Source organism: Arcobacter sp. s6, from assembly GCF_040884245.1.
Classification (GTDB): Bacteria; Campylobacterota; Campylobacteria; order Campylobacterales; family Arcobacteraceae; genus Aliarcobacter.
The window spans coordinates 1-25,672 of sequence record NZ_JBEVTN010000003.1; the positions used below are offsets into that span (position 1 = coordinate 1).

Genomic DNA, 25,672 nt, shown 5'->3' on the forward strand with positions numbered 1-25,672 from the left:
ATTTAAACAACAAGAATTACATATTCGGTTTACAAAGATTACTTCATAAACGTTATAATTTATTTTAAAGATCATCCAGCTTCGAATGTCACGCTTCTCATCAACCTTTTAGTTGGTGACGCTTCAGTCAAATTGGACGGGAATTATAATAGATTCTTCTGCCTTTGTCAAGAGCTTACAGCTGAAATTTGGCTTAAATTTCTGGATTCTTCTCCCTCCCTCTTCTTTTACTCTATTTTTATTGGGTTTATACTTTTATTTTGTATTTTTTTGTTACTTTTTTATACTCTTTAATTTTTTTAGTTATTTTTTATTTGATTATTATATCCTGTGAACGGATAAATTATGATTTCTTTTGTATCTTTATTCTTTGATATGAATTTTATAGTACATGGCTCAGTAATTTCATATTCTTCACTCTCGTTATCAAATGCTGATAATTTAGAATAAATTTTTCCATCACTTCCAAACGAAAGTTGTCCTAATGTTGTTGTATCATTACAAGATATATTTACATCTTCTACATCATATTGCTGAGTAAGTAATACATATTTACTATTTTGCTCATTTTCATTACATGTATTAAAACTATAAATATTTTTATTTGTTAGTGGATCTTTTAAACTATCCTGGGCACTTGGATGTCCTGATTTGTTTCTATCTGTATACATAGTATAATAAATACCACCCACACTTTTTCTACAATTAAAAAACTTTATTGTCCATCTTTGCTTATGCCATAAGGGATCTGTAGAATCATATTTATCATCTATTAGAGCTTTAAATCTTAAGTGAGTTATATAAAGAGACATTTTACTTGTTAATTCTTCTAGATTATCAATTTTTGTTTTGGGAATAAAAGCTGTATATAAAAACCCAAGCAAAGTAATTACTAATATAATTTCTAAGATTGAGAACGATTTTTTCATTGATTTATTTTTTTCACATAAACGTCTAGTAATTCTTTATTATAATATCTAATAACAATTTTTTCATCATAGTTATAATATGGACGAGTTGATATAAAATATTTTTCACCTTCAGTAATATTATAAAATTTTAATCTTAATTGTAATTCTTTATCTAAACAAGTAATTTCATTTATATCTCTTTTTCTTAACTCTTCAGATAACTCTTTTGCAAAATGATATTGATACACAAAATGTTTTGTAGGATTTCCTAATACTAAATATAAAGGTTTATTAATAAAAGTTAAAACAACATTTATTATAAGCATTAATAGTATTAATATTGCAGCTATGTTATAAGGTTGTCTAAATTCTTTTAATCTAACTCGATATGAGTGAAAAAATGTTTTTAGCATAAAAGGTAATGCAATTACAACATATGGACCAAAATCTTCAATAAATATTCTTTGTCTAAAAGAAAATATTATAGATAAAATCATAGCTGTTATTGATATATACCAAGTTAATGTTCTTTCATCTTTTATCCCTGCTCTATATAATGAATAAATAAAATAAATAAATAATAAAGGAGAAAAAACAGTTGCATAAATAGCAAAGGTATCAACTAAAAAACCTCTAGGTTTACCCTCTGTAGCAAATCCATATATATACATTGATAAGACAAAAAATATCATAGAAAAATACATTAGTTTTTTATCTTGGTTTTTAAAAGAGTAAAAAAATAATGCTAGATATAAAATAGCAAATGAATTATCTACAAATAAAAAGAATATCAATAGCATATAAGAATGCTTAGAGTTTTTTTCATATAAATATAAATATAAGAGAGTAAAAAATATTACCATTATTGCACTATTTACTAATAAAGATGCACTTATAACTCCAGGCAAAATCATAAATATACAAATAGCTATGAATCTATCTTTTTCATATCTAAAATAGTTTTCTGTTAATCTATACATCAAAAGTACACTAAGGGTATAAAAGGTAATAAAAGGCAATCGTAAGGCTATATCATTTTGTCCAAAAAATGCGATTGATAGTTTTGATATTATTGATAAAACAGAATTGTTTACAAATACATTTAATGCTTCTTTATAAGAAATACTAAGAGAACTATCTGCTTTGAATAATAAAATAAGTACTATTGTAAATAAAGATATATAGAAATAGTAGTTATATTTATTATTTGTTGTAATCATTTTATAATTTTAAAAAGTTGTCTAATATTTTAAATCCATGCTCACTCATTATTGATTCAGGGTGAAATTGAACACCATAGATTTTTTTATCTTTAATTTCTAAAGACATAATTTCATTATCATCATCACTATATGAAGTAACTATTATGTTTTCAGGTAAATTATCTTTTTCAACTATTAATGAATGATATCTTGTTTGTGTAAACTCTTTTGGTAAACCTTCAAAAATTTTTGTATCTTTTACTACTTTTATTAAAGAAGTTTTTCCATGCATCATATTTTTAGCACGAACTACATTACCACCAAAAACTTGACCTATGGCTTGATGACCTAAACATATTCCAAAAATCGGTTTCTTATCTGCAAAATATTTTATAACATCTAAACAAACACCTGCATCATCGGGAGTTGCTGGACCTGGAGATATAATAATTTTATCTGGATTTAAAGCTTCAATTTCTTTTAGTGTTAATTCATCATTTCTAATTATTTTTAAATCAGCTCCTAATTCTAAACAATATTGAACTATATTGTAAGTAAATGAGTCGTAATTATCAATCATTAATATCATATTATAGTATTCCCTCTTTTTTTCTTGCGCCATTATAACAATAATAAAATTTGTTTATGTTAAAAATAACTGTTTTTATTTTATGATAATCATTCTTAGTATTAAGACTAATCAAAGTTTTAAAAGTATATTATTTCGATAACAATTATTAATATAATAAAAAAAGGAAAATTATGATAAAAAAATTAGCTTTAGGTACTATATTATTAGCAAGCTCGTTATTTGCTACAACAGAGGTAAATGTTTATTCTCATAGACATTATGATTCAGATAAAATATTATTCAAAAAGTTTGAAGAAACAACAGGAATAAAAGTAAATGTTGTTACAGCAAAAGCAGAAGAACTTGTATCAAAATTAGCAATCGAAGGTGAAAATACACCTGCTGATGTTTTAATTACGGCAGATATTGGAAATCTTTATGAAGCAAAAACTAGAAGTTTATTACAAGCTATTGATTCATCTACTTTAAATACAAATATTCCATCTCATTTAAGAGATGCTGATAAAGAGTGGTTTGCTCTTACAAAAAGAGCAAGAATTTTTGTATATAATCCAGATAAAATTAAAGAAAGTGATTTAAGTGACTATTTAAGCTTAACTAATACTAATTTAAAAGGTAAAATCATTACAAGATCATCAACAAATGCATATAATAAAGCATTATTAGCCTCTATTATTGCTAATCATGGTGAGGCAAAAGCTTTAGAATTTACAAAAGGCTTAGTAGCGAATTTTGCAAGAGAACCAAAAGGTAGTGATAGAGATCAAATAAGAGCAGTAGCAGCAGGAGATGGAGATTTAGCTATTGTAAATACTTATTACTTAGGTGTTATGTTAAATGGTAAAGATCAAAAAGATATTGATATTGCAAAAAGCGTAAAAATCTTTTTTCCAGCACAAGAAACAACAGGAACACATATAAATATTTCAGGAGCTGGAGTAACAAAATTTGCTAAAAATAAGGAAAATGCTGTTAAACTTATTGAATTTTTAAGCTCAAGTGAAGCACAAGCAACATTTGCTGAAGGAAATCATGAGTATCCTGTAAATCCAAATGTAAAACCATCTGCAACAGTTGCATCATGGGGAACATTTAAAGAAGATACAATTGAATTAACAAAAATTGGTGAAAATACTAAAAAAGCAGTTGATATAGCAACTCAAGGAAATTGGAAATAAACAGATTAAAGTACTACTTAGCCCCTTTTGCGGGCTTAAGTATCTCATTACCTATACTATCTTTAATAGTTTACTTCTTAATTGAAGGAAGCTTTGATTTTAACTTCTTAAAAAGTAGTGTATTAACTGAATATACAATAAATACTGCCTTATTAGTTTTTGGAACTTTTACTTTTGTAATTGTTTTGGGAACTATTACTTCTTATTTAAGTGCAAGATTTGAATACTTTGGTCATAAATTTTTTGCAATAACCTTTGTTTTACCACTTGCTTTTCCTGCTTATATTTTAGGTTATACATATGTTGGTTTTTTTGAATATAGGGGAATTTTGTCAGATATAGTATCAGATGCTAGTGTTAGATTTGATATTTTGAATATGTATGGTGCAATTTTTATTTTTGCTATTGCAATGTTTCCTTATGTTTATATTCTAGCTAGAGTATCTTTTGGCTCTATTTCTTCCACTGTTTGTGAATTAGTTTCCTTACAACAAATAAGTCCTATAAAAGCATTTTTCAAAGTATATCTACCCCTAGCATATCCTGCTATTTTTGCAGGAAGTATTTTGGCTGTTATGGAAACAATTAGTGATTATGGAACTGTTTTGTATTTTGGAATAGAAACTTTTAGTGTAGGAATTTTTAAAAGTTGGTTTGGATATGGGGACTTAGCACAAGCAATTAATGTAGCTATTGTTTTACTAGTTTTTGTCTTTGGTATTTTATGGACTGAAGCATTAATTAGAAAGAAATATAGATTTGTTAGTGCAACACATAGTGCAAAAAGAGCCTCTAAAATTAAATTAAATGGGAAATATAATTTATTAGCATTTTTAATATCATTTAGTATTTCAACAATTACTTTATTTATTCCAATTGGCGTTTTGGTTTACTGGTTTATTTTAGATATTGATACTTTAGATTTTGATGCTTTTTCATTTCTTTATAACACTCTGAGTTTAAATATCATCTCATCAAGTATTATCATTTTATTATCTTTTGTTGTAATTTATATGCTTAGATTTTATCCATCTAAATTAGGAAACTTTACCCATAAACTTTCAATGTTAGGATATTCAATTCCTGGTGCAGTTGTTGGTGTTGGTTTATTGATACTTAGTAATTTTTTAGATAAAAGTTTAGGATTTATACTTTTTAGTGGAACTTTTTTTATGGTAGTTTTTGCATATGCAACAAGATATTTTGCATCAAGTATAGGTTCTATTGAAAATGGTTTTTCTAAAATTGATTCAAGTATTGATGATGCTAGTAAAATATTTGGAAAAAGTGAAATAAAAAATATTATGCAAGTATATTTTCCACTTATGAGACCATATATTATAAGTGGATTTTTAATACTTTATATCGATATTGCAAAAGAGTTACCTGCAACACTAATATTAAGACCTTTTAACTTTGATACATTAGCTATTAGAATATATGAACTTGCAAGTAATGAAATGCTTTATAAAGTTGGATTTCCATCACTTATACTTGTGTTTACAACTGCTTTTGCTGTAATATTATTAAACTCTGGATTTGGGAAAAGAAAAAAATGAATCAAATTGTACAAATAAGAAATCTGCAAAAAGTTTTTCCAAAAGGAAATATTTGTATTGCAAAAGATATTAATCTAGATATAAAAGAAGGTGAAATCTTTACTATTTTAGGTAAAAGTGGTAGTGGTAAAACTACATTTCTTCGAATGATTGCAGGACTTGAAACTCCTGATGATGGAAAAATTTCAATAGATAATAATATAGTTTTTTCAAACACTATAAATCTACAAGCAAAAAATAGAAAAGTAGCTGTAGTATTTCAAAACTATGCCCTACTTCCCCACTTAAGTATTGCTTCAAATATTACCTTTGGAAGTGATGCATCAAAAGCTGATCTTGAAGAAATTTTAGAAAAAACAAAATTAAAAGGTCAAGAAAATAAACTTCCACATGAACTAAGTGGGGGACAACAACAAAGAGTAGCCCTTGCACGTGCACTTATAAATAAACCAAAAATTCTTCTTTTAGATGAGCCATTAAGTAATATCGATACAGAATTAAGAGCCCATTTAAGAGCTGAGTTAAAAGAAATGATAAAATCTTTTGGAATTACAGCTCTATTTATAACTCATGATAAAGAAGATGCTTTTTATCTATCTGATAGAATTGCAATTATGTATGGGGGGAATATTTTACAAACAGGAACAGCAAAAGATATTTATCATCATCCAAAAGATTTATATTGTGCAAATTTTCTTGGAAAAATGACTCAAATATCTGAGCATACATATATAAGACCTGAGCATATTGAAATAAAAGAAGATGGTGAATTTGAAGGAATTATAAAAAACATTGTATTTTATGGAAGTTTTTATGAAGTCATAATATTAAGTGAAAATAAAGAATTACTAGTACATAGTTTCGATGATAGACTAGAAATAGATCAAAAAATTAAATACTCTTTTATTGGGACTTTATTAGAATTTTAGTTTAAAGTAAAACATTGTAAAATATTGTATGTTTATAAAAAAATTATTACTTACTTGTTTATTGTTAGCGGCGTCATTAAATGCAAAAGAAAGAATAACTCTTTATTTAGATTGGATAAATCAGTTCCAATTTGCTGGCTATTATATGGCAAAAGAAAAAGGATATTATGATAAATTAGGAATTGACTTAGAAATAGTCGAATATTCTAACAATCATAATGTTGTTAATAAAGTAATAGAAAATAGTTCAAATTATGGTATTGGTAAATCTTCTTTAATCATTGATAAATTTGAGGGGAAAAATGTAATTTTATTATCAAGTTTTTTTCAAAGTTCTCCATTAGTATTAATTACACTTAAAAGTTCAAATATTAAAACTCCTAAAGATTTAGTTAATAAAAAAGTTATGATAACACAGGATGCTAAAGATGCCATTGCAATAAAAGCTATGATTGTATCACAAGGCATGAAAATGGATGAATTAAATATTCAAGATCATTCTTTTGATATTAATGATTTAATAAATGGTAAAACAGATGCCATGGCTTGTTATTTATCAAATGAACCACTAAAATTAAAAGAAAAAAATATTAAATATAATATTATAAATCCATATGATTTCGGTTTTGATTTTTATGAAGGTATTCTTTTTACTTCACAAAAAGAACTCAATGAAAATCCTATTCGTGTACAAAACTTCAACCAAGCATCTATACAAGGTTGGGAATATGCTTTTAATAATATTGAAGAAAGTGCTAAAGTAATATATGAGAAATACAATTCTCAAAATAAAACTTTAAAAGAATTAATTTATGAAGGCAATAGTTTAAAAAAACTTTCAAAAATTGATGAAAACTTATTAGGGAATATTGATTATCAAATAATAGAAGAAATAAAAAGATTTTATACTTTATTAGGTTTAAATTCAAATAATAAGTTATTTGATACGAAAGATGTAATTTTTAATAAAAATGATGTTTTAATCAACGAAGAAGAAAAAAAATACTTAGAAGATAATTCTTTCGCACTCTTAGTTCAAAATAATAAAATACCTTTTTCTTTTAAAACAACAAATGAATTAGTAGGAGCTGAATTAGATTTTTGGGATTTGATATCTAAAAAACTATCTAAATCTTTTAATATAGAAGAAATAATTCAAACTGAATTCATAAATATTTTCTCTGATTCAATAAAAGGAAAATTTATTTATAGTTTTGAAGAATCACCTTCAGATAAACATGTATATAGTGATCCTATTATTAAAATTCCTGTTTCTATTGCCACTAAGAATAATGTTAATTTCATTAATGATTTGTCTTCATTAAAAAATATAAAAATTGGTATTCTAAAAGATTTAAAATTAATTGATTTATTAAAAAATGATTACCCAAATATAGAATTTGAAGAAATAAATAGTATCAAGCAAGGTATAAATAAACTAAAAGCAGATGAAATATTTGGATTAATTGATAACTTTTATACACTATCTCATAGTATTACAAGTGAATTAAAAATAAACAATTCTTTAAAATATGAAATAGGAATGAGACTAGAAGTTGAGAAAAAGAATGAAAAATTTATTCACTTAATAAATAAAATAGCTAACACATTAACTCAAAAAGAAAAAAATGATATTCTTAATAGTTATCAATTAATTTCATATCAACAAAATTTTGATATTTCATATCTTATTCAATATATTATTCCTTTGATTATACTTCTAATAATTCTTATATTTTTAAACTTTAAATTAAAAAAAGAGGTAAAAGTAAGAAAAGAAACAGAGATTAAATTATCTAAATTTGCAAATAAAGATAGTTTAACTAATATTTATAATAGAAGAAAAATTGAAGAATTATGTGAAAATGAAATAAAAAGAAGTGAAAGATATAACTATAATCTTTCTTTAATCTTTTTTGATCTTAATGATTTTAAATTAATAAATGATTTAACAGGACATCATAAAGGTGATGATGTTTTAATTAAAATTGCAGATACTGTATCTCAAAATATACGTTCAAGTGATTACTTTGGTAGATGGGGAGGAGATGAATTTTTAATAGTTTTACCGCACACTGATTTAGTACAAGCAGAAAAAATAATTAAAGTTTTAGAGAGTAAAATAAATCAAATAGATTTTGATTTAAAAAAAGATTTAATATTAACCTGTAGTTTTGGTTTATGTCAATATGAGGTAAATGATACCTTAGATAGCTTACTTAAAAAAGCTGATGCGTCAATGTATGCTGTAAAGAATGAATATAAAAGAAAAAAAAATATAATTGCATAAAGATAAAATCTCTTAAAATAAATATTTTAAGAGATTTTTACTAAAACTATTATTCTGAATCTTCAACTACACTATCTGCATGCAACACTGCTAAATAGTCTTTAAATCTTTTCTGACCTAAGTTATCTGCCTTATAATCATTTATTAATTGACCAACATATGATACCAAACCAGTAGCAGGAACTTTAACTCCAATTTTTCTTGAAATTCTACTTCCTTTAACACCTTCTAAATTTCCACCTAAAAGTACTTCATATCCTTCAACTCTTTGACCATCATGTCTAATCATTCCACCTACAAATCCAATATCTGAAATCTGTGGTTGAGAACAACCATTTCCACATCCTGAAATTGAAATAGTTACATCTTCTGTAAATTCAGGAAATCTTTCTTCAAGTTCAACTAATACTTTTTTAGCAAACTCTTTAGTTTCTGTAATACCGAATTTACAAAACTCTTTTCCTGTACATGATTGTAATCTTGCTCTAAAAGGAGTTGGGGCATATGGATATCCAAGTGCTGCAATTTCATTTGCTAAGTCTTGAGCTACCTCATCTTTTACACCATAAACAATAAAGTTTTGAGTAGCTGTTAAAGATAGACCTTCAACATTATATTTTTTACAAATATCATACATAGCTTGGAAGTCTTCACCTGCAACTCTTCCTGAATTTGTTGCAAATCCAACATATGAATAACCTTTTTGTTGAGCTTTATTTATTCCAAAGTGGTTTCTATTTTCAAAAGATTCAATTTTTGGCTCTACTAAACCTTCTTGTAAAGAGTAACCAATAACTTTTTCAATTTCAGCTACAAATTTTTCAATTCCCCAGTCATTTAATAGGTGTCTTACTCTTGCTTTGTTTCTATTATCTCTATTTCCATTGTCTCTAAAAATTTCTGCACAAGCAACTGCTACATCTTGAACTTGTTCTGGTTTTACATATCTATTCGCACGTGTTGCTATTTGTTTTGATTTTGATAATCCTCCACCAATAGTTAAATCAAACAGTACTTCACCATCATCTGTTTTAAATGCTGTAAATGCAACATCTTGAATTTCATGTGCTGCACAATGACACTTACATCCAGAAATACCAATTTTATATTTTCTTGGAAAATTACAAAATCTATCTTCATTTACATCAAAATAAGTATCTACTTGTTTTACTAATTTTGCTGCATCATAAATCTCACCTTCATCTATTCCACTAACAGGACATGTCATAATAGGTCTTGGTCCATCACCTGATGCCATTCTTGATGTTAATCCAACTGATTCTAATAATTCTAAAATAGCTGGCATATCTTTTATTTGAATAAAATGAAATTGCACATTTTGTCTAGTTGTAAAGTCAACTAAACCTTGAGCATATTCTTGACCTATTTTTGCCATAACTTCTAATTGTTTTAAATTCATTTTTGTATCAACTAACTTTATTCTTTTCATAAAGTATTTTTTATCTTCAGTTCCATCTGTATTAATATGTGGATACATTCCATACCACTTCAATAATCCAATGTATTCATCTTTTAAAGGAATACCATCTATTGCTTCTTTATAAACATCATCAATAACTCTTAAAGGATTTCTAGAAGCTTTTAATTGCTCTAGTGGCGATAACTCTTTTCCCATAATTTTCTCCTATTATTTAAAGATAAAATAATATCTTTTTATTGCAAATTTTCAAAATTATATCCTATTTTCATAAAAAATAGATTAAATTAATCCTGATTAAATTACTATACTATTATTCACTATTGTTTTATAGAATATTTTAATTAATGAAAAAAGTACAAAAAAACCCTAACAATGTGAGTAAAGTACTATTTTATTTTTTTTCAAATAATTTATTTTAATAAGATTAAATGCCCATTTTATCGTACTTTTTACTGATAAAAAACCACTTTAAGCTTATTTTCAGAATATTTCGTTTTTTTATGGTTTATAATTACAATATGGAATAAGAAATAAAGTATTATTGTTTTATTTACTTGACTTATAGTCTTATTCTATTCTAAATTTTTCAGGAGAATAAATTGGGTGCTTCATCTTCAAATGAGCCGAAAAATTTTATTCAATTTCTTGACTTATTAAAACAATTAATAAGGGTCCCATCAGTAACAGGTGCGGAACACTCTTTTTTATTATATTTAAAAAGAGAGTTAGAAGAAATTGGTATAAAAACACAATACTATGATGGTCTACTTGTTGCGCAAGGTAAAAATCCCACAAAGGGAATGCTTAGTGCTCATATTGATAGACATGGTGTAATTTGTACAGGTCCAAATGAATTTCAGTTTGCAGCTTTTCTTGCTAAAAATCGATCTGATTTAAGAGGTAACTCACTATCTGAACAAACATATCAATTAATTGCAAAAAGATATATAAATCAACAAGTTCAAGCTTATGAACCTTGGAGTGGAAGCTATCTAGGAATTGGTCAAATTTCTGATGTATATATGAATGAAGATGTTAATAACTTATTTTTTAAAATTGAGGGATTATCTCATTTACAACCAGGAACACCAATTGCATTTAGTGATAAACTAAAAAGATCTGATGATTTACTATCAGCCCAACTTGACAATGTTATTAGTGCTGCCATTATTATCTATTTATATCAAAATGGTTTTCAAGGAACAGCATTTTTTACAGCACAAGAAGAAGCTGGTAAATCTTGGAGATATGTTTATGAATGGTTTAGAAAAAACAATGTAACTACAAATGAATTGTTAGTTTTAGATACGAGTCCTTATGACACAAGACTTGAAGCTGATGTGCAACAAGTAGTTCTTAGAAATAGAGATGCAAATGCTAGATTTAAATCTCCTATTTTAAAACAACTGAAAAACTTTTGTCATAAAAATAAAATTGATTTTTCTTGTAAAGATACTTTTATTCAAGAAAAAAATAAGATTAGAAAAGAGAAAGGTTTGTCTTTATTGACTCTTGGTAGTACTGAGCTTGGAAGAATTGTAATGGAATCTAAAGGATCAATCCAAGGAGCAACATTACAAATACCAACAACTGGTTATCACACAGTTGAAGAAACAGCTTCTATTAAGTCTGTTAAGGCAATTTTACATATATTAAGCAGTATTTATATAGATACTAAAAAAGCTTAATAATACAATATTAAAAAATATATTAATTTAGAGGAATTGAGAGTTATGAATTTAGCTATTATTTATGAATTAAGAGCAAATGATGTAAGCGAAGAGCATATTGAATTAATCATGAGTAGAGTGAAGAACCGATTGACAGAAGAAAATATTGATAAAGAACTTGTTAAATTAGGTTATTCTAAAATATTTACGGTAGACTACGATGAATTTGACAACTATGATTTTGATGATGATTATAGTGGTCCAAGCCACAAGGGAAATAATGAAGAAATTGACTAATAAAGAGTTAGTAAAACTATATTACAACGAATTATGGAATAAACAAAATAAAGATTATATTGATATCTTATTTGATGACAACATCACATTTCATGGTTCTTTAGATATATCAGTTGTTGGAAAAGAAAAATTCAAAGAATATATGGACACTATTTTAACAGGTATTCCAAACCTTTTCCATAGTATTATAATGATGGTAAGTGAAGATGATACAATTGCTGTTAAAGCATTGTACAATGGACGACATACTGGTAAACTATTTGATTATGAAGCAAGTAACAACAAGATTGTTTATAATGGAGCATCTTTTTTCAAATTTAGAGATGGAAAAATTATAGATATTTGGGTTCTTGGCGATTTAAATAATCTTAATAAACAACTTTCATAAACACTCGTTTATGAAAGGGCTGCTATGACACAAATAAGCAATCATATTTATTGCGCTGATTTTTTAACTTCTTTTGATATAGAAACAAAACTTTTACCTAATCCTTATTATGATTATCCATTTTTAATAATAGAAAACTTTCTTAGTATTGATGAGTGTAATGAAATAAATAAAAAAGTAAAAGAAGATGATGATTTTCAAAAAGCACAAATAAAGACTTTAGATTCTGTAGTTTTAAGTGAAACTAATGAAGAAATCAGAAAAACTAATATTTATTCACTTGATGAAAAATATTTAGAACTCTATACAAATAGATTTCTTCAACATCAAGCACAAATAGAGGATTACTTTAAAATAGCACTTACAACTTCTACTTCTGTTCAAGTTTTAGAGTATTTAAAAAATAGCTTTTATTCAATGCATAGTGATGATTCAAGTATGTTATATAAAGATGATGAACTTGTTGGATTTTTACCAGTTGCTAGACAAAGAAGGGTTTCAAGCGTATTATTTACAACATCAAATGATGAAATTCCAAGTGAAAACACTTTTAATGGTGGAGAACTTTTATTTAATTTTCTTTTTGATGCAAGGGGAAATGAAATAAAGATAAAACCAAAAGCTGGTGATATGCTTGTATTTTTAAGTAATCCATATTTTACCCATGAAGTTCTAAAAGTAACTGAAGGAAGAAGAATCACCTTAGTTCAATGGCATAACGCTATCATCAATTAAAAAACAGCTTTTTCTACTATAATAAAAAAAATAATACCTAAGAGATATAATGATATTAGATGAAAAACAAATAAAAGAGTTCCATGAAAATGGCTTTTTACTTCTTAAAAACTTTGCAGATGCTAAGCTTTGTGATGAAATTCTAGAAAAAGCAAAAATACATTTGAGAAATAAAATTGCTCCAATTGAGAGTGAACAAGAATATATGCAAAAAGATACAAATGAAATCACAGTTAGAAGATTAAGACAAGTATATGATAGGGAAGAAGTTTTCAGAATTTGGATGCGAGATAAAAAAATCAGACCTATTTTAATACAACTTTTAAAAGATACTCCTGTATTAACCCTTGCTCATCATAATTCAATTATGACAAAACTACCACATGATAGTACAAGAACTTTTTGGCATCAAGATAGAAGATACTGGAATTTTGAGAATGATAATCTAGTTTCCGTATGGTTAGCTTTAGGTGATGAGTATTTAGAAAATGGATTACTTGAATTTATTCCAGGTTCTCACATAATGAATTTTTCAAAGGATAGATTTGATAGTGAATCTAATTTTTTAGATGAAAATAGTGAGAATATAGAACTAATTCATAAAAAAACTTCTAATAACTTACAAAAAGGAGATGTCGTATTGTTTCATTGTAAAACACTTCATCACGCAAGTAAAAATAACTCAGATAAAGCAAAAATCTCCTTTGTATATACAGTTCGAGCAAAATCAAATAATCCAATAAAAGGGACAAGAAGTGATTTTAAAGAGGTGATTCTTGACTAATAATCTAATTACTCTTTTAATAGAGAAAACAAACTTTTCAAAAACTACTGTTGAAAATATTTTAAAACTTATTGATGAGGGTTGTACTATTCCATTTATTGCAAGATATAGAAAAGATATGACTTCAAATGCTACAGATGAACAGCTTAGAGATTTTGAAGATATTTATAATTATTCTTTAAAACTACTAGGAAGAAAAGAAGAGATACTTAGCATTTTAAAAGAGCGAAACTTTTTAGATGAGAAAATACAAAATCATATAAATTCTGCAACAACTTTACAAGTGCTTGAAGATATATATGCACCATTTAAAGATAAAAAATCATCAAGAACATCAACAGCCATTGAAAATGGACTTGAACCACTTGCAAATATAATTCAATCTATGAAATATTCACTTGAAGAAATAAATCAAAAAGCAAAGCAATTTTTAGGCAAAGAAGTATCAAATATAGAAGATGCAATTAGTGGAGCTAGTGATATTATCGCACAAAGATATGCCGATGATTTTAGAACAAAAGAAGTAATTAGAAATATTGTTTTAAATTATGGAATTTTAGAGACTAAAAAAACAAAAACATTTAATGAAAATGGTGTGTATCTTAGTGTTGCAAACGTTAGTGATAAAGTAAAATATTTAAAATCACATAGATTTCTTGCAATTTCAAGAGCTGTAAATGAAAAAGAATTAACAGTCAAAATCGAAGTTGATGAAAACTATATTTTAGAAAATATAAAAAAATATAAAATTCCATCAAGTGCTGCTAGCTCAAAAGAATTAGTTTTTCAAGCCTATAAAGATGGTCTAAAAAGACTATTACTTCCAAGTCTAAAAAGAGAAGCACTAAGTGAACTAAAAGAAAAAGCCTCAAGTGAAGCAATAACACTTTTTGGAAAAAATCTAAAAGAACTACTTCTTACTCCTCCTCTTGTAAACCAAGTAATTTTAGGAATGGATCCAGGATTCATAAGTGGATGTAAACTAGCAGTCATTGATATAAATGGTGATTATTTAGACTCAAACGTGATATATCCCACAAAACCAAAAGAAGATTTTGTAAACTCTTCAAAAGTAGTATTAGAGCTAATTAAAAAATATAAAATAAACTCAATAGCCATAGGAAATGGAACAGCCTCACAAGAAACAGCAGCTTTTATAGCAAAACTAATTGAGCAAAATAACTTAGATATTAAATACGCAGTTGTAAGTGAAATAGGAGCAAGTGTTTATTCAGCTTCAAAAATAGCAATACAAGAATATCCAAATCTAGATGTAACAATAAGAGGAGCTATTTCAATTGCTCAAAGATTAAGAGATCCAATGGCAGCTTTAGTAAAAATAGATCCAAAATCATTGGGAATTGGTCAATATCAACATGATGTAAACCAAAAAGAGTTAAATACAAAACTTGAAAATGTAACAGTAGATTTAGTAAATAAAGTAGGTGTTGATATAAACTCAGCTTCATATAAATTACTTTCATTTATTTCAGGTATTAGTGAAACTATGTCAAAAAATATCATAGCCCATAAAAATAAAATCAAAAAGTTCACATCAAAAAAAGAACTACTTGATGTAAAAGGAATAGGTGAAAAAGCATACGAACAAGCTGTAGGATTTTTAAGAATAAAAGATGGTAAAAGTATTTTAGATAATACAGCTATTCATCCACAAAATTATGATGTAGTAAAAAACTTACAAAAAAACTACAAAATAGAAGAGATAAAAGATAATCAAATTGAAGCTATCTCAAAAGAACTAAATTGCCCTCCACTACTTTTAAAAGATATTATAAGTGAGCTTTTAAAACCAGGATATGATGTGAGAAGTGAATTTGATACAATAGAGTTTTCAAAAGATATAAAAACCATAGAAGATTTAAAAGAAGGATTCATAATAAGTGGAGTTGTAAGAAATATCACAGATTTTGGTGCATTTGTAGATATTGGTCTAAAAAATGATGGATTAATCCACATCTCACAAATAAGTGAAAAAAGAATCTCCCATCCTATGGATGTACTCAGTATCAATCAACAGCTGAAAAATATCAAGGTTATTAGTATTGATTTAGAGAAACAAAGAGTTGGTTTGAGTTTGAAATAGGCTGTTTTGATAAAGAGTAAAAAGTTAAAATCTATCTTTTAAATTTTTATAGATTTTATCATTTTCTCTTTTTCCAACGGCTAATACTAAAACAATTATTTCTTCATCTTTTACTTCGTAAGCCAGTCTATAACCAACTGTTCTTAATTTGATTTTATAAACATTTTCATATCCACTAAGTTTATTTTTTTCTACTCTTGGATTTTCTAATCTCTCTTTTATCTTATTTTTAAACTGTTCCTTTATAGTAGAACCCAGTTTACTCCACTCTTTTAAAGCTTTAGGTTTAAATTCAAGATTATAAGTCATCTAAGTTTACTTTTATTGGCTTATCTGCATCCTTTAAAGATTTTTCAACTTCAAGAGATAAATAATAATCATCAATAATATCCATCATCTTTTCATATAACTTACTTGGAACTAAATAAGCACTAGGAGTATTATGATTTAAAATTGCTATAACTTCATCACCAGCTTCATTTAGTAATTGAGTAGGAGATTTTTTAAGTTCAGTAATACTTGCTGTGTAATTTGCTAAAATTGCTTGCATTTCAGATCCTTTTTTAATATTAAATATTGTACTAAATATAGTATCTTTTGTCAACATGAGTTTTTTATGCTTAATTTCACATTTTAAATATGAGAGTGAATTTAGAGGGGAAAAGTTTTTTTGAGTTTGAGATAGATTATTTGTACATTCTTTACTGAAACTATTTACTCAACATCCATTCTATATAAAATAATAAACTAGAAATTGGATATTAAAAAAACAAATTAAAACTAAAACCCAGTAACCAAAAAATCAATTGCTCCAATAATCTCTTCTCTTTTATCTTTCAAAGAACAAATTTTATTTCCAAAAATTTCCATAGGAATACTTGCAATTTCTGCAGTTGATAAAGCAACAGTAATTCCACTTATAGTATATTTTGGATTTAAAAGATTGATAGACTTAGAACTAACTACCAAAGGAATAACAACTCTCGTAGATAGATTTTTCAAAATATCATTTTGAATATCTAATAAAAAAGGAGTCTGTACTTTTGTTTTCTCATTTATATTTTCATATACATCAAATTGAGCCATTAAAAACTTCTTAATCCATCAGAAAAAACACCATGTTCTGCTATTCTTTGATTATATGAATCTATTGCTTCTTTATTTTCTTTTTCCCAATTTTTGATTTCATATTGTTTGATGATTTCTTCAAGTGTTTTTTCAACATTTGCTGAAATATTGATTTTATATTTTTTAGCTTTTTCAAGTAAATCAGAATTAATACTTATATTTGTAGCTTTCTTTTTTGCATCTTTATTATATATAGCTGTCATATGTATCCTTAATGTGTATAAACTATATTTATAAAATTATATCATTAATTAATTTTTATTACAACAAAGAATTTAGTGAGATAAAACTAGAGAAAAACTCTAGTTTTTAAAAGCGATTGCATCAACTTCAACAAAAACATTTTTTGGTAAAGTTTTAACAGCAATTGTAGCTCGTGCAGGTGCAGTTTCAGCTGGAAAATATTGTGAGTATACTTCGTTAAAAGCTACAAAATTATCCATATCTGATAGATAACAAGTAGTTTTTAAAACATTTTCAAAAGATGAATTTGCTTCTTCTAAAACAGCTTTTAAATTTTCCATAACTTGTACTGTTTGCTCTTTTACTCCACCTTCAATAATTTCCATAGTTTGTGGTACTAATGGAATTTGTCCTGATAAAAATAGTAATTTATCAAATGCTGTTGCTTGATTGTATGGTCCGATTGCTGCTGGAGCTTTATTAGTTGAAATAATTGTTTTCATTTGTTTTTTTGTATCCTTTTTAATTTTTGCTATTATACAAGCTTCTTACTTTCTATTGGGAAAAACAGTTCAAAATCTTTTTTGATATGACAAAGAACTTCTTGATTTGCTTTTATAAAACCTTTATATTCTAAGGATGCAAAAACAACAGCTTTTGAATAAGCTAAAACTTCATCATCTTCTAAATATTTATTTACATCTATCCATTTTGCATCTATGATTTCTTCTGTATCTTGTATATTTATTTTAGAAGTTTTAGGATTTGCTATACATAATATATAAAGATTAGATTTATGAAATTGATGAGGATAGAAGTGCCCTAAAGAGATGATTGATTCAAACTCTACAATAACTCCTGTTTCTTCTAAAACTTCTCGCTCAAGAGCTGTAGAAATCATCTCACCATTATCTATGTGGCCACCTGGAAGTTTATACCCTATATTTGAAACTTTTTCTTTAATAACTAAAATTTCATTTTTATCATTTATAACAACTGCTCCAACTCCTAAAGTATGATTTGCAGCTGTTGGAATAATTGCATTTTCCTTTACTCTTTTTACAAGTAGAATATAATCTTCATCGCAAGAATGAAAAAAGAATCCTTTTTTTGTTGCTATTGGTATAAAGTCTGATTTTTTTATATCTATATAAATCCAAATTAGATTTCGTTTGTGTATTACTGTTTGTATTAAAAAATCAAGATTTAACTCAAACTCTTCTTTTGTTTTTGGTAAAAATTGAGAATCAATTGTTATTCCATTATATGGATCTAAAATCGTATTGAAACATCCAATTATTTCTACACTTGTATTATTCATAAAATTTCCTTGTGTTTATTATACTAATAAACAATTAAATCAATTAAAGAATATGCAATAAAAAGCATTAAAATACCAATAGAAATATCAAGTATTTTCCAAGTAACTGGTTTTTTAAATAATGGAATTAAAAATCTAGCTCCAAAACCTAAAGAAAAAAACCAAATAGTAGAAGCACTAACAGCACCTAACAAAAAGTAAATTTTTAAATCATTTTCAATATTTGCACCAATTCCGCCAATTAGTAAAATAGTATCCAAATAAGTATGAGGATTTAAAAAAGTGAAAACTAATATCAAAGATACTACTTGTTTTAATGGATTTGTTTTTACATTTCCATCTACTTGTAAACTTGCATTTTTAAAAGCTGATCTAAATGATAAAATTGCATAAAAACATAAAAAAACAATTCCAAAAATAGCAATACCATTAATTAAAAGTTGATTTCCTTGAATAAAATATCCAAGTCCAAAAACTCCTGCACTTATTAATATAAAATCAAAAGTGATACACATCAAAACAGCCATTAAAACATACTGCTTTAATAAACCTAATTTTAGAATATAAGCATTTTGAGCACCAATTGCCATAATTAAAGAGATAGTTACAACAAAACCTTTTAAATATATATCAAGCACTTAAATATACCTTACTTAAATTTACAATTCCTCCAACAATAAATTGAACAGCAATAGCTCCCACAATTAATCCCATAAGTTTTGTAATAATATTTTGTCCTGTTAATCCTAAATATTTTTTAATATAAATAGAGTTTCTCAAGATTAGGTAAAAAACAACTGCATTTAAACAAAATGCCATTGATATAGAAAACAGATCAAAAGCCGTTTGTGCTTGATGTTTAAAAATAACGATAGTTGTAAATAGTCCTGTTCCAAAAGCGATTGGAATTCCAAGAGGAATTACAGATAATTCTTCATTGTTTTTTTCATCAAGGGAATCATCTGCTTTTGTTGTAGGACCATTTACCATTGAAATTGCCATTAAAATAAGTATTATTCCACCCATTACTTTTAATGAGTTTTCATCTATTCCAAAGAGTTTTAAAATCATATCACCTGTTATTAAAACCACAAAAAATGCGATTATAATCGTAAGTGTAGATTTATAGGCAACTTTATTTATTTGAGTTTTAGTAATATTTGGACTTAGTATTGATAAGGCAATTGCACTTATACCAATTGGGTCTAAAATAGCAAAAAAAGTGATTGATTGCTGTAAAAAAGTAGATAAGTTATCCACTAACTCATTCCACCTTTTGCAGTCATTCTTTTTTCTAATCTGTGACCAATAAAACTTAAAACTGATGTAATTGATAAATAAACCAATGCAATTACAATCCATGTTTCAAATGGTGAAAACGTATTTGCAACTATCTCTTTACCAACTTTTGTTAAATCAGTAATTGAAATAACAGACACAAGTGAAGAGTCTTTTATAAGTGCAATCATTTCACCAACAAGAGTAGGAAGAGCTCGCTTAAAAGCTTGAGGTAAAATAATATATCTCATAGCTTGAAATTTAGAAATTCCTAAAGAGTTAGCAGCTTCAAGCTGACCTTTATCAATTGATTGAATCGCACCTCTTAAAATCTCTGCCATATAAGCACCAAAGAAAATACCAAGAGCCAAAACCCCTGCTACAAACCTATCAAGTTCAAATATATTTGCAACTATAAAATAAAATAAAAATATTTGAACAAGTAAGGGTGTTCCTCTTACAATCGTGATATAAACTGTAGCAATATCTTTTAAGAATTGGTAAGAAGACAACTTCATAAATGCAACAATTACACCAATTATAAAAGTCAAGATTGCTGCAAAAAATGAGATTTTTAGAGTAACCCAAAGACCATTTAAAATAGGTCCCGTTTTTTTCTGAGTTTTTGTGGCAATATAATCACCATCATAAACCTTTTCACCTAATTCATAAGAAAATTTATATGAACTATCTAAGTTAAGCTTTATTTTTTCATCACTATTTTCTAAATAGTAGATACCATCTTCAAGTATCAGTTTACCATCGCCAGGAGCTTCAACTGTTTTAGTTTCTGTATATACAAAATAATCAGGAATTGAATTCCACTTCCATACATAATTCATATTTGATGCAGCTATATATAAAAAATATCCTACTGCTATATAAAACATTAGGGCAATTAAATGCCCTACGTTTTTATTTTGAGCTAATGATTGATGCTTTTTTGCCATCGATTATTGAACTCTTTGTAACCAGCTAGTATCAACTAACCATTTTTCATATAACTCATCACTAAATCCAACAACTTTATCTTCTTGAGATTGTCTTAAGAAGTTATTTAACCAGTTAAGGAAATCAGGATCACCTTTTCTAATAGCCCAACCTAATGGCTCATAAGTTAAAGGAGTATCTAAATGAACTAATTTATCTTTTCCTTTATCACTCATAAATAAAACATTATATGGTTGATCATAAACCATTGCAGCAGCTTTTCCATTTAAAACCTCAGCAGCAGCATCAGCTTCAGTTTCAAAAGTCACGATTTTTGCTTTTTTGAAGAATTTTTTAGTTGCAATTTCACCTGTAACACCAAGTTTAGTAACTATTGTATATTCTGGTTTATCTAAATCTTTTGCTGTTTTAACAGTTCCTGCTAAATCTTTAGACATCATTATAGTTTGACCAACAACAATGTATGGATCAGCAAAATTAATTTGTAAATTTCTTTCTTGAGTGATAGTCATACCTGACATAATAATGTCAAATTTATCAGTAATAAGTCCTGCAATAATTCCATCCCATGAAGTTGGAACTAAAGTTAATTTAACACCCATATCTTTAGCCATTTTTCTAGCCATATCAACATCATAACCAATGATATTACCTTTTTTGTCTTTCATTTCAAAAGGCATATAACCAGGCTCCATACCAACTCTTAACTCACCACTTTGAATAATCTTATTCAATGTTGAATTCTTCCATAAATCTAAATCCGCTGCAAACATATTTAATGTTGCAAAGGCTAAAAATGCCATAACTAATTTTCTCATTTCTTTCTCCTTGTTTTTAAGTTAAATTATTAATGTGTTAAAATTTCATTTAAGAATTTTTTAGCCCTATCACTTGATGGATTATTAAAAAATTCTTCTGGTGTATTTTCTTCGATAATTACACCATGGTCCATAAATACAATTCTATCTCCAACTTCTTTTGCAAATCCCATTTCATGAGTTACACAAACAATTGTAAAATTTTCTTGTGCTAAATCTTTCATAACAGATAATACGTCTCCGATTGTTTCAGGATCAAGAGCTGATGTTGGCTCATCAAAAAGTATGATTTTTGGTTTCATTGCTAAAGATCTTGCAATTGCAACTCTTTGTTTTTGCCCACCTGATAAATCGGCCGGATATGAGTTCGCTTTATCTGCTAATTTTACTTTTTCAAGTAATTCTATTGCAATTTTTTTAACCTCTTTTTTATCCATATTTTTTACTAGAGTAGGAGCTATTGTAATGTTCTCTAAAATAGTTAAATGTGGAAATAAGTTAAAGTGTTGAAATACCATTCCTACTTCACTTCTAATTGTTTGAAGATTTTTTTTACTCGCATGAATATCAATATTATCAACAATAATATCACCATCATCAATATCTTCTAAACCATTAATACATCTAATTAGTGTTGATTTACCAGAACCACTTGGTCCACAAACCACAACTATTTCACCTTTTTTTACATTAAAATCAATATTCTTTAATACATGAAAGTCATCATAGAATTTATTGATTTTAATCATCGAAATTATATTATCTGTCATTTACACTCTTTTTTATTTGCTAAACATTAATCATACTAAAGAAAATATTAATTTAACATATAACTATTGTCATATTTTTATACAATTTATATATAATTTACAACTTATTTAAATATGATATAATCCCGTCTTTATTTTTGGAGAATAAATTTGATATCAAAACTATATGAACTAAGAGCAGACTTATTACTTCTTTCTGTCGCAATTGCATGGGGAGTTACTTTTTTAATGGTACAAGATGCTATAAATACCACTCCTGTTTATGCTTTTTTATTTTTTAGATTTGCAATAGCAAGTGTACTTATGTTTTTTATTGCTTATAAATTTTTAAATGAAATCAATAAAAAAACTATTGCCTATGGTGTAATATTAGGTCTATTTTTATTTTCAGCCTTTGCTACACAAACCTTTGGATTAGTATATACGAAAAGCTCAATAGTTGCTTTTATAACAGGTTTAAATGTAATCGTTGTTCCATTTTTAGCCTATTTTATTTTTAAAGATTTTATTTCAAAAAATGTATTAATTGCAACTGTAATAGCAGTAATTGGACTATATTTACTTACTATGTCAGGAGTTCTAACTATTGGAAAGGGTGAACTACTTACTTTAATTTGTGCATTTTTATTTGCTTTACAAATAATCTTTACAGGTAAGTTTTCAAAAGAGGTAAATGTATTTTTATTAGTTTTATTTCAACTTATTACAGTTGCAGTTTTATCTTTGATTTTTTCATTAAATATTGATAATGTAACATTTAATTTAACATATGACTATGCATTTTTTAAAGCTGTAATAATCACAGCTGTATTTGCTACTGTTTATGCTTTTTTGATTCAAACTTATATGCAACAATTTACAACAGCTACAAAAACAGCCATTATTTTTGCAATGGAACCGGTTAGTGCTTCTATTTTTGCCTATTTATCGGTGGGAGAAGTTTTAACAAGTATTCAATTAACTGGAGCAATATTAATTGTATTTGCAACTGTTATTGCAGAATTAAAGTTTAAAAAGAAACTTAAACATACTTTATAGGTAAATAATAATCCAAGATAAACTCTTCATCACTACTTAAAAAATGATTTTTATGATAAATAGTATATGAAGGGTTTGGTGTAGTTTCATATCCACTTTCTATCAGCCATGTGTGATAAACCCATTGAATAAGTTTTATTACATCTCCATATCTTCCATTTAATGAAAATTTTGCATAAATTCCCTTTGGTATATTTAGTGTTGGCAAGGAAAGATTTTCTAAATCTTCATTTTTATTTTCAATGCTTACTAAAGCTATATATTGACACTGCTCAAGGGGAGTGATAATTGGATTGTCATGGTGAAGAGCGAGTTGTTTATACTCTTTTATATCATTTGTATATATCCAAGTTTGAAGTTTAGCCCAAGTTTTTTTAATACTTTTGTCATAACCTTGATGTCTTATATAATAAGCTTTTATTTCAGGCATTTTTACAATACTTGGTTCTATTTTAGAAAAATCAATAGTTTCATTTATATTTATGATTTCTGAAACATTTTTATTTGAATACTCTTTATATCCCCCACTTTTCCACATTTTTGGAGTCATTAAAAAGCGTTCTTTAAAAGCTCTTAAAAAAGATGTTTGTGAGCTATATCCTGTCATATTTGCAATATTAGTAATAGTAGAATATTTATTCGTAATCAAAAGATTTGCGGCTTTTTCTAGTCTTATTGATTTTATACTTTCATAAATATTTTTTCCAAACTCATCTTTGAAAATTCTATGAAGATGAAACTTACTAATTTTTAATTCAATACTCAAATCATCAATATTTATATCTGTATCAATATATTTATAAATATAATTCATAACATCATTTGCGATTTTTGCTCTTTTTTCATAGGTTGATTTTTTCATAATTAAATTATAGCAAATAATGTAGATAAAATTAGCAATAATAGATAGTTTAATAAGCATTTTTAGTAAAGTATCTAAAACTATATTCTTGTATTATTCAATAAAAAAAGGCAAGTTATAATGAAAAGATCATTTATTAGAGAGATACTTGAGTCAATTGATGAACATACTATTTCATTTGCAGGTGGACTTCCAAGTGAAAAGCTATTTCCTGTTGAAGATATAAAAATAGCAACTATGAAAATATTTGATAATCCAAAAGTATTTCAATACGGTGTTAGTAATGGTATTGGTGAATTAAGAGAAAAAATAGCTCTAAGATATACAAAAGAAGGTTTTCCTACATCTAAAGAGAATATCCTAATCACAACAGGAAGCCAACAAGGTATGTATATTCTTGCTAAATATTTTGAAGACAAAGATATTACTATTGAAGAGCCTTCATATTTAGGAGCTATGAATATTTTTAGATTAAATCATCTTAATATGAAAGGTGTAAAACTTGAAAATGATGGAGTTAATATAGAAGAGTTTAAAGAGAGTTTTTCTAAAACAAAACTAGCATATTTAATTCCAGATTTTCAAAATCCGTCTGCTAGAACTTATAGTGATAAAAAAAGAGAAGAAATAGCAAAGATTGTAAGTGATGAAAATGGAATTTTAATAGAAGATAGTCCATATAGCGAACTATTTTTTGATAAAAAAAATATCTCTATTAGTTGTAAAATTCCAAAAAACTCTTTTCATTTAGGAAGTTTTTCTAAAACATTAGTTCCAAGTCTTAGAATTGGGTGGATTAGAGCTGATGAAGAATTACTTAAATCACTTATGATTATAAAAGAGAGTATTGATTTGCACTCATGTGGTATTTCTCAATATATTTTAAATGAATTTTTAAAAGATGAAGAAAAATATGAAAAACATTTACAAGATATTAGAGATGATTATGAGAAAAAAGCAAACTTCTTTTGTGAGCAATTAGATAAGTATTTACCTGAGTTTAAATATGAAAAACCAAAGGGTGGTATGTTTTTATATGGTAGTTTTGAAGGAATTGACTCTTTTGCATTAGTTCAAAAATGTATAGAGAAAAAAGTTGTTTTTGTTCCTGGAAATCAGTTTTATATAGACAAGATACCAAATGGTGAAATTAGATTTAACTATACTCATTCTACTTTTGAACAAATAGAACAAGGTATTAAACTAATCAAAAGCTGTTTATAAAAAAGGCATTGCGCCTTTT

General features: G+C 26.5%; 28 protein-coding genes. 12 read left to right on the plus strand and 16 right to left on the minus strand.

The window, feature by feature from the left end; translation table 11 throughout:
* Positions 1 to 299: 299 nt before the first annotated feature.
* Genes ABVS04_RS01990 through ABVS04_RS02000 form a run of 3 tightly spaced genes read right to left on the minus strand, consistent with a single transcriptional unit; the run spans position 300 to position 2,702 of the window.
* Complete coding sequence (locus tag ABVS04_RS01990) at positions 300 to 929, minus strand: type II secretion system protein (protein ID WP_368028981.1); 630 nt, start codon at positions 927 to 929, stop codon at positions 300 to 302.
* Entirely contained in the window at positions 926 to 2,131 is a 1,206-nt protein-coding gene (locus tag ABVS04_RS01995; protein WP_368028982.1) for an ArnT family glycosyltransferase, read from the minus strand. Before ABVS04_RS01995 ends, ABVS04_RS01990 begins: the two co-directional genes overlap by 4 nt.
* 1 nt (position 2,132) lies before the next feature.
* Positions 2,133 to 2,702 (minus strand): aminodeoxychorismate/anthranilate synthase component II, encoded by a 570-nt coding sequence (locus ABVS04_RS02000; RefSeq protein WP_368028983.1) that lies wholly within the window; start codon positions 2,700 to 2,702, stop codon positions 2,133 to 2,135.
* A gap of 173 nt (positions 2,703 to 2,875) precedes the next feature.
* Here ABVS04_RS02000 and ABVS04_RS02005 point away from each other — a divergent pair, with 173 nt between their 5' ends.
* Genes ABVS04_RS02005 through ABVS04_RS02020 form a run of 4 tightly spaced genes read left to right on the plus strand, consistent with a single transcriptional unit; the run spans position 2,876 to position 8,661 of the window.
* A complete protein-coding gene (locus ABVS04_RS02005) occupies positions 2,876 to 3,883 on the plus strand; it encodes a Fe(3+) ABC transporter substrate-binding protein (protein ID WP_368028984.1) in 1,008 nt (335 codons plus the stop codon).
* The gene (locus ABVS04_RS02010) at positions 3,874 to 5,442 is read left to right on the plus strand and encodes an ABC transporter permease (RefSeq protein WP_368028985.1); all 1,569 of its coding nucleotides are present in this window, start codon (positions 3,874 to 3,876) and stop codon (positions 5,440 to 5,442) included. Before ABVS04_RS02005 ends, ABVS04_RS02010 begins: the two co-directional genes overlap by 10 nt.
* Positions 5,439 to 6,371, plus strand: coding sequence for an ABC transporter ATP-binding protein (locus tag ABVS04_RS02015; RefSeq protein ID WP_368028986.1), 933 nt, complete (start codon positions 5,439 to 5,441; stop codon positions 6,369 to 6,371). Before ABVS04_RS02010 ends, ABVS04_RS02015 begins: the two co-directional genes overlap by 4 nt.
* Before the next feature lie 28 nt (positions 6,372 to 6,399).
* The gene (locus ABVS04_RS02020) at positions 6,400 to 8,661 is read left to right on the plus strand and encodes an ABC transporter substrate-binding protein (RefSeq protein WP_368028987.1); all 2,262 of its coding nucleotides are present in this window, start codon (positions 6,400 to 6,402) and stop codon (positions 8,659 to 8,661) included.
* Positions 8,662 to 8,710: 49 nt separating this feature from the next.
* Here ABVS04_RS02020 and ABVS04_RS02025 read toward each other — a convergent pair whose 3' ends face one another.
* Positions 8,711 to 10,297: a nitrite/sulfite reductase gene (locus ABVS04_RS02025; protein WP_368028988.1), complete on the minus strand. Its 1,587-nt coding sequence runs from the start codon at positions 10,295 to 10,297 to the stop codon at positions 8,711 to 8,713.
* 404 nt (positions 10,298 to 10,701) lie between these two features.
* On the opposite strand from ABVS04_RS02025, the gene ABVS04_RS02030 reads away from it, so the two are divergent.
* From ABVS04_RS02030 to ABVS04_RS02055, 6 genes are read left to right on the plus strand one after another with little or no spacing between them, the layout of a single operon-like run.
* Positions 10,702 to 11,790, plus strand: a complete 1,089-nt coding sequence (locus tag ABVS04_RS02030; protein WP_368028989.1) for a peptidase M42 — start codon at positions 10,702 to 10,704, stop codon at positions 11,788 to 11,790.
* Positions 11,791 to 11,835: 45 nt separating this feature from the next.
* Positions 11,836 to 12,069 carry a hypothetical protein gene (locus ABVS04_RS02035; protein ID WP_368028990.1) on the plus strand — a complete coding sequence of 78 codons (234 nt, stop codon included), beginning with the start codon at positions 11,836 to 11,838 and terminating at the stop codon, positions 12,067 to 12,069.
* The gene (locus ABVS04_RS02040) at positions 12,053 to 12,457 is read left to right on the plus strand and encodes an ester cyclase (protein ID WP_368028991.1); all 405 of its coding nucleotides are present in this window, start codon (positions 12,053 to 12,055) and stop codon (positions 12,455 to 12,457) included. The genes ABVS04_RS02035 and ABVS04_RS02040 overlap by 17 nt, the downstream gene beginning before the upstream one ends.
* A 24-nt stretch (positions 12,458 to 12,481) precedes the next feature.
* On the plus strand, positions 12,482 to 13,192 hold the full coding sequence (locus ABVS04_RS02045; protein WP_368028992.1) for a 2OG-Fe(II) oxygenase: 711 nt from the start codon (positions 12,482 to 12,484) through the stop codon (positions 13,190 to 13,192).
* 49 nt (positions 13,193 to 13,241) lie between these two features.
* Positions 13,242 to 13,976, plus strand: a complete 735-nt coding sequence (locus ABVS04_RS02050; protein WP_368028994.1) for a phytanoyl-CoA dioxygenase family protein — start codon at positions 13,242 to 13,244, stop codon at positions 13,974 to 13,976.
* Positions 13,969 to 16,080 carry a Tex-like N-terminal domain-containing protein gene (locus ABVS04_RS02055; protein ID WP_368028995.1) on the plus strand — a complete coding sequence of 704 codons (2,112 nt, stop codon included), beginning with the start codon at positions 13,969 to 13,971 and terminating at the stop codon, positions 16,078 to 16,080. Before ABVS04_RS02050 ends, ABVS04_RS02055 begins: the two co-directional genes overlap by 8 nt.
* 24 nt (positions 16,081 to 16,104) lie before the next feature.
* On the opposite strand, the gene ABVS04_RS02060 is transcribed toward ABVS04_RS02055, so the two are convergent.
* From ABVS04_RS02060 to ABVS04_RS02110, 11 genes are all read right to left on the minus strand, one after another.
* On the minus strand, positions 16,105 to 16,389 hold the full coding sequence (locus tag ABVS04_RS02060) for a type II toxin-antitoxin system RelE/ParE family toxin (RefSeq protein WP_368028997.1): 285 nt from the start codon (positions 16,387 to 16,389) through the stop codon (positions 16,105 to 16,107).
* Complete coding sequence (locus ABVS04_RS02065) at positions 16,379 to 16,630, minus strand: type II toxin-antitoxin system prevent-host-death family antitoxin (protein WP_368028998.1); 252 nt, start codon at positions 16,628 to 16,630, stop codon at positions 16,379 to 16,381. The genes ABVS04_RS02060 and ABVS04_RS02065 overlap by 11 nt, the downstream gene beginning before the upstream one ends.
* Positions 16,631 to 16,860: 230 nt before the next feature.
* On the minus strand, positions 16,861 to 17,166 hold the full coding sequence (locus tag ABVS04_RS02070; protein WP_368028999.1) for a CcdB family protein: 306 nt from the start codon (positions 17,164 to 17,166) through the stop codon (positions 16,861 to 16,863).
* A complete protein-coding gene (locus ABVS04_RS02075; RefSeq protein WP_368029000.1) occupies positions 17,166 to 17,411 on the minus strand; it encodes a type II toxin-antitoxin system CcdA family antitoxin in 246 nt (81 codons plus the stop codon). Before ABVS04_RS02075 ends, ABVS04_RS02070 begins: the two co-directional genes overlap by 1 nt.
* A 99-nt stretch (positions 17,412 to 17,510) precedes the next feature.
* The gene (locus ABVS04_RS02080; protein ID WP_368029001.1) at positions 17,511 to 17,894 is read right to left on the minus strand and encodes a RidA family protein; all 384 of its coding nucleotides are present in this window, start codon (positions 17,892 to 17,894) and stop codon (positions 17,511 to 17,513) included.
* 32 nt (positions 17,895 to 17,926) lie between these two features.
* A complete protein-coding gene (locus ABVS04_RS02085) occupies positions 17,927 to 18,712 on the minus strand; it encodes an NUDIX domain-containing protein (protein ID WP_368029002.1) in 786 nt (261 codons plus the stop codon).
* A gap of 23 nt (positions 18,713 to 18,735) precedes the next feature.
* Positions 18,736 to 19,350 carry a LysE/ArgO family amino acid transporter gene (locus ABVS04_RS02090; protein WP_368029003.1) on the minus strand — a complete coding sequence of 205 codons (615 nt, stop codon included), beginning with the start codon at positions 19,348 to 19,350 and terminating at the stop codon, positions 18,736 to 18,738.
* Positions 19,343 to 19,972, minus strand: a complete 630-nt coding sequence (locus ABVS04_RS02095) for a MarC family protein (protein WP_368029004.1) — start codon at positions 19,970 to 19,972, stop codon at positions 19,343 to 19,345. The genes ABVS04_RS02090 and ABVS04_RS02095 overlap by 8 nt, the downstream gene beginning before the upstream one ends.
* Positions 19,972 to 20,940 (minus strand): amino acid ABC transporter permease, encoded by a 969-nt coding sequence (locus tag ABVS04_RS02100; RefSeq protein ID WP_368029005.1) that lies wholly within the window; start codon positions 20,938 to 20,940, stop codon positions 19,972 to 19,974. Before ABVS04_RS02100 ends, ABVS04_RS02095 begins: the two co-directional genes overlap by 1 nt.
* 3 nt (positions 20,941 to 20,943) lie before the next feature.
* Positions 20,944 to 21,759, minus strand: a complete 816-nt coding sequence (locus tag ABVS04_RS02105) for a transporter substrate-binding domain-containing protein (protein WP_368029006.1) — start codon at positions 21,757 to 21,759, stop codon at positions 20,944 to 20,946.
* Between the two features lie 29 nt (positions 21,760 to 21,788).
* A complete protein-coding gene (locus ABVS04_RS02110) occupies positions 21,789 to 22,529 on the minus strand; it encodes an amino acid ABC transporter ATP-binding protein (RefSeq protein ID WP_368029007.1) in 741 nt (246 codons plus the stop codon).
* A gap of 150 nt (positions 22,530 to 22,679) precedes the next feature.
* Here ABVS04_RS02110 and ABVS04_RS02115 point away from each other — a divergent pair, with 150 nt between their 5' ends.
* A complete protein-coding gene (locus tag ABVS04_RS02115; protein WP_368029008.1) occupies positions 22,680 to 23,567 on the plus strand; it encodes a DMT family transporter in 888 nt (295 codons plus the stop codon).
* Here ABVS04_RS02115 and ABVS04_RS02120 read toward each other — a convergent pair.
* Entirely contained in the window at positions 23,551 to 24,429 is an 879-nt protein-coding gene (locus ABVS04_RS02120; RefSeq protein WP_368029009.1) for a GyrI-like domain-containing protein, read from the minus strand. The genes ABVS04_RS02115 and ABVS04_RS02120 overlap by 17 nt on opposite strands.
* Before the next feature lie 120 nt (positions 24,430 to 24,549).
* Between ABVS04_RS02120 and ABVS04_RS02125 the strand changes: the two genes are divergently transcribed.
* Positions 24,550 to 25,653 (plus strand): PLP-dependent aminotransferase family protein, encoded by a 1,104-nt coding sequence (locus ABVS04_RS02125; protein WP_368029010.1) that lies wholly within the window; start codon positions 24,550 to 24,552, stop codon positions 25,651 to 25,653.
* The last annotated feature ends 19 nt before the right edge of the window (positions 25,654 to 25,672 follow it).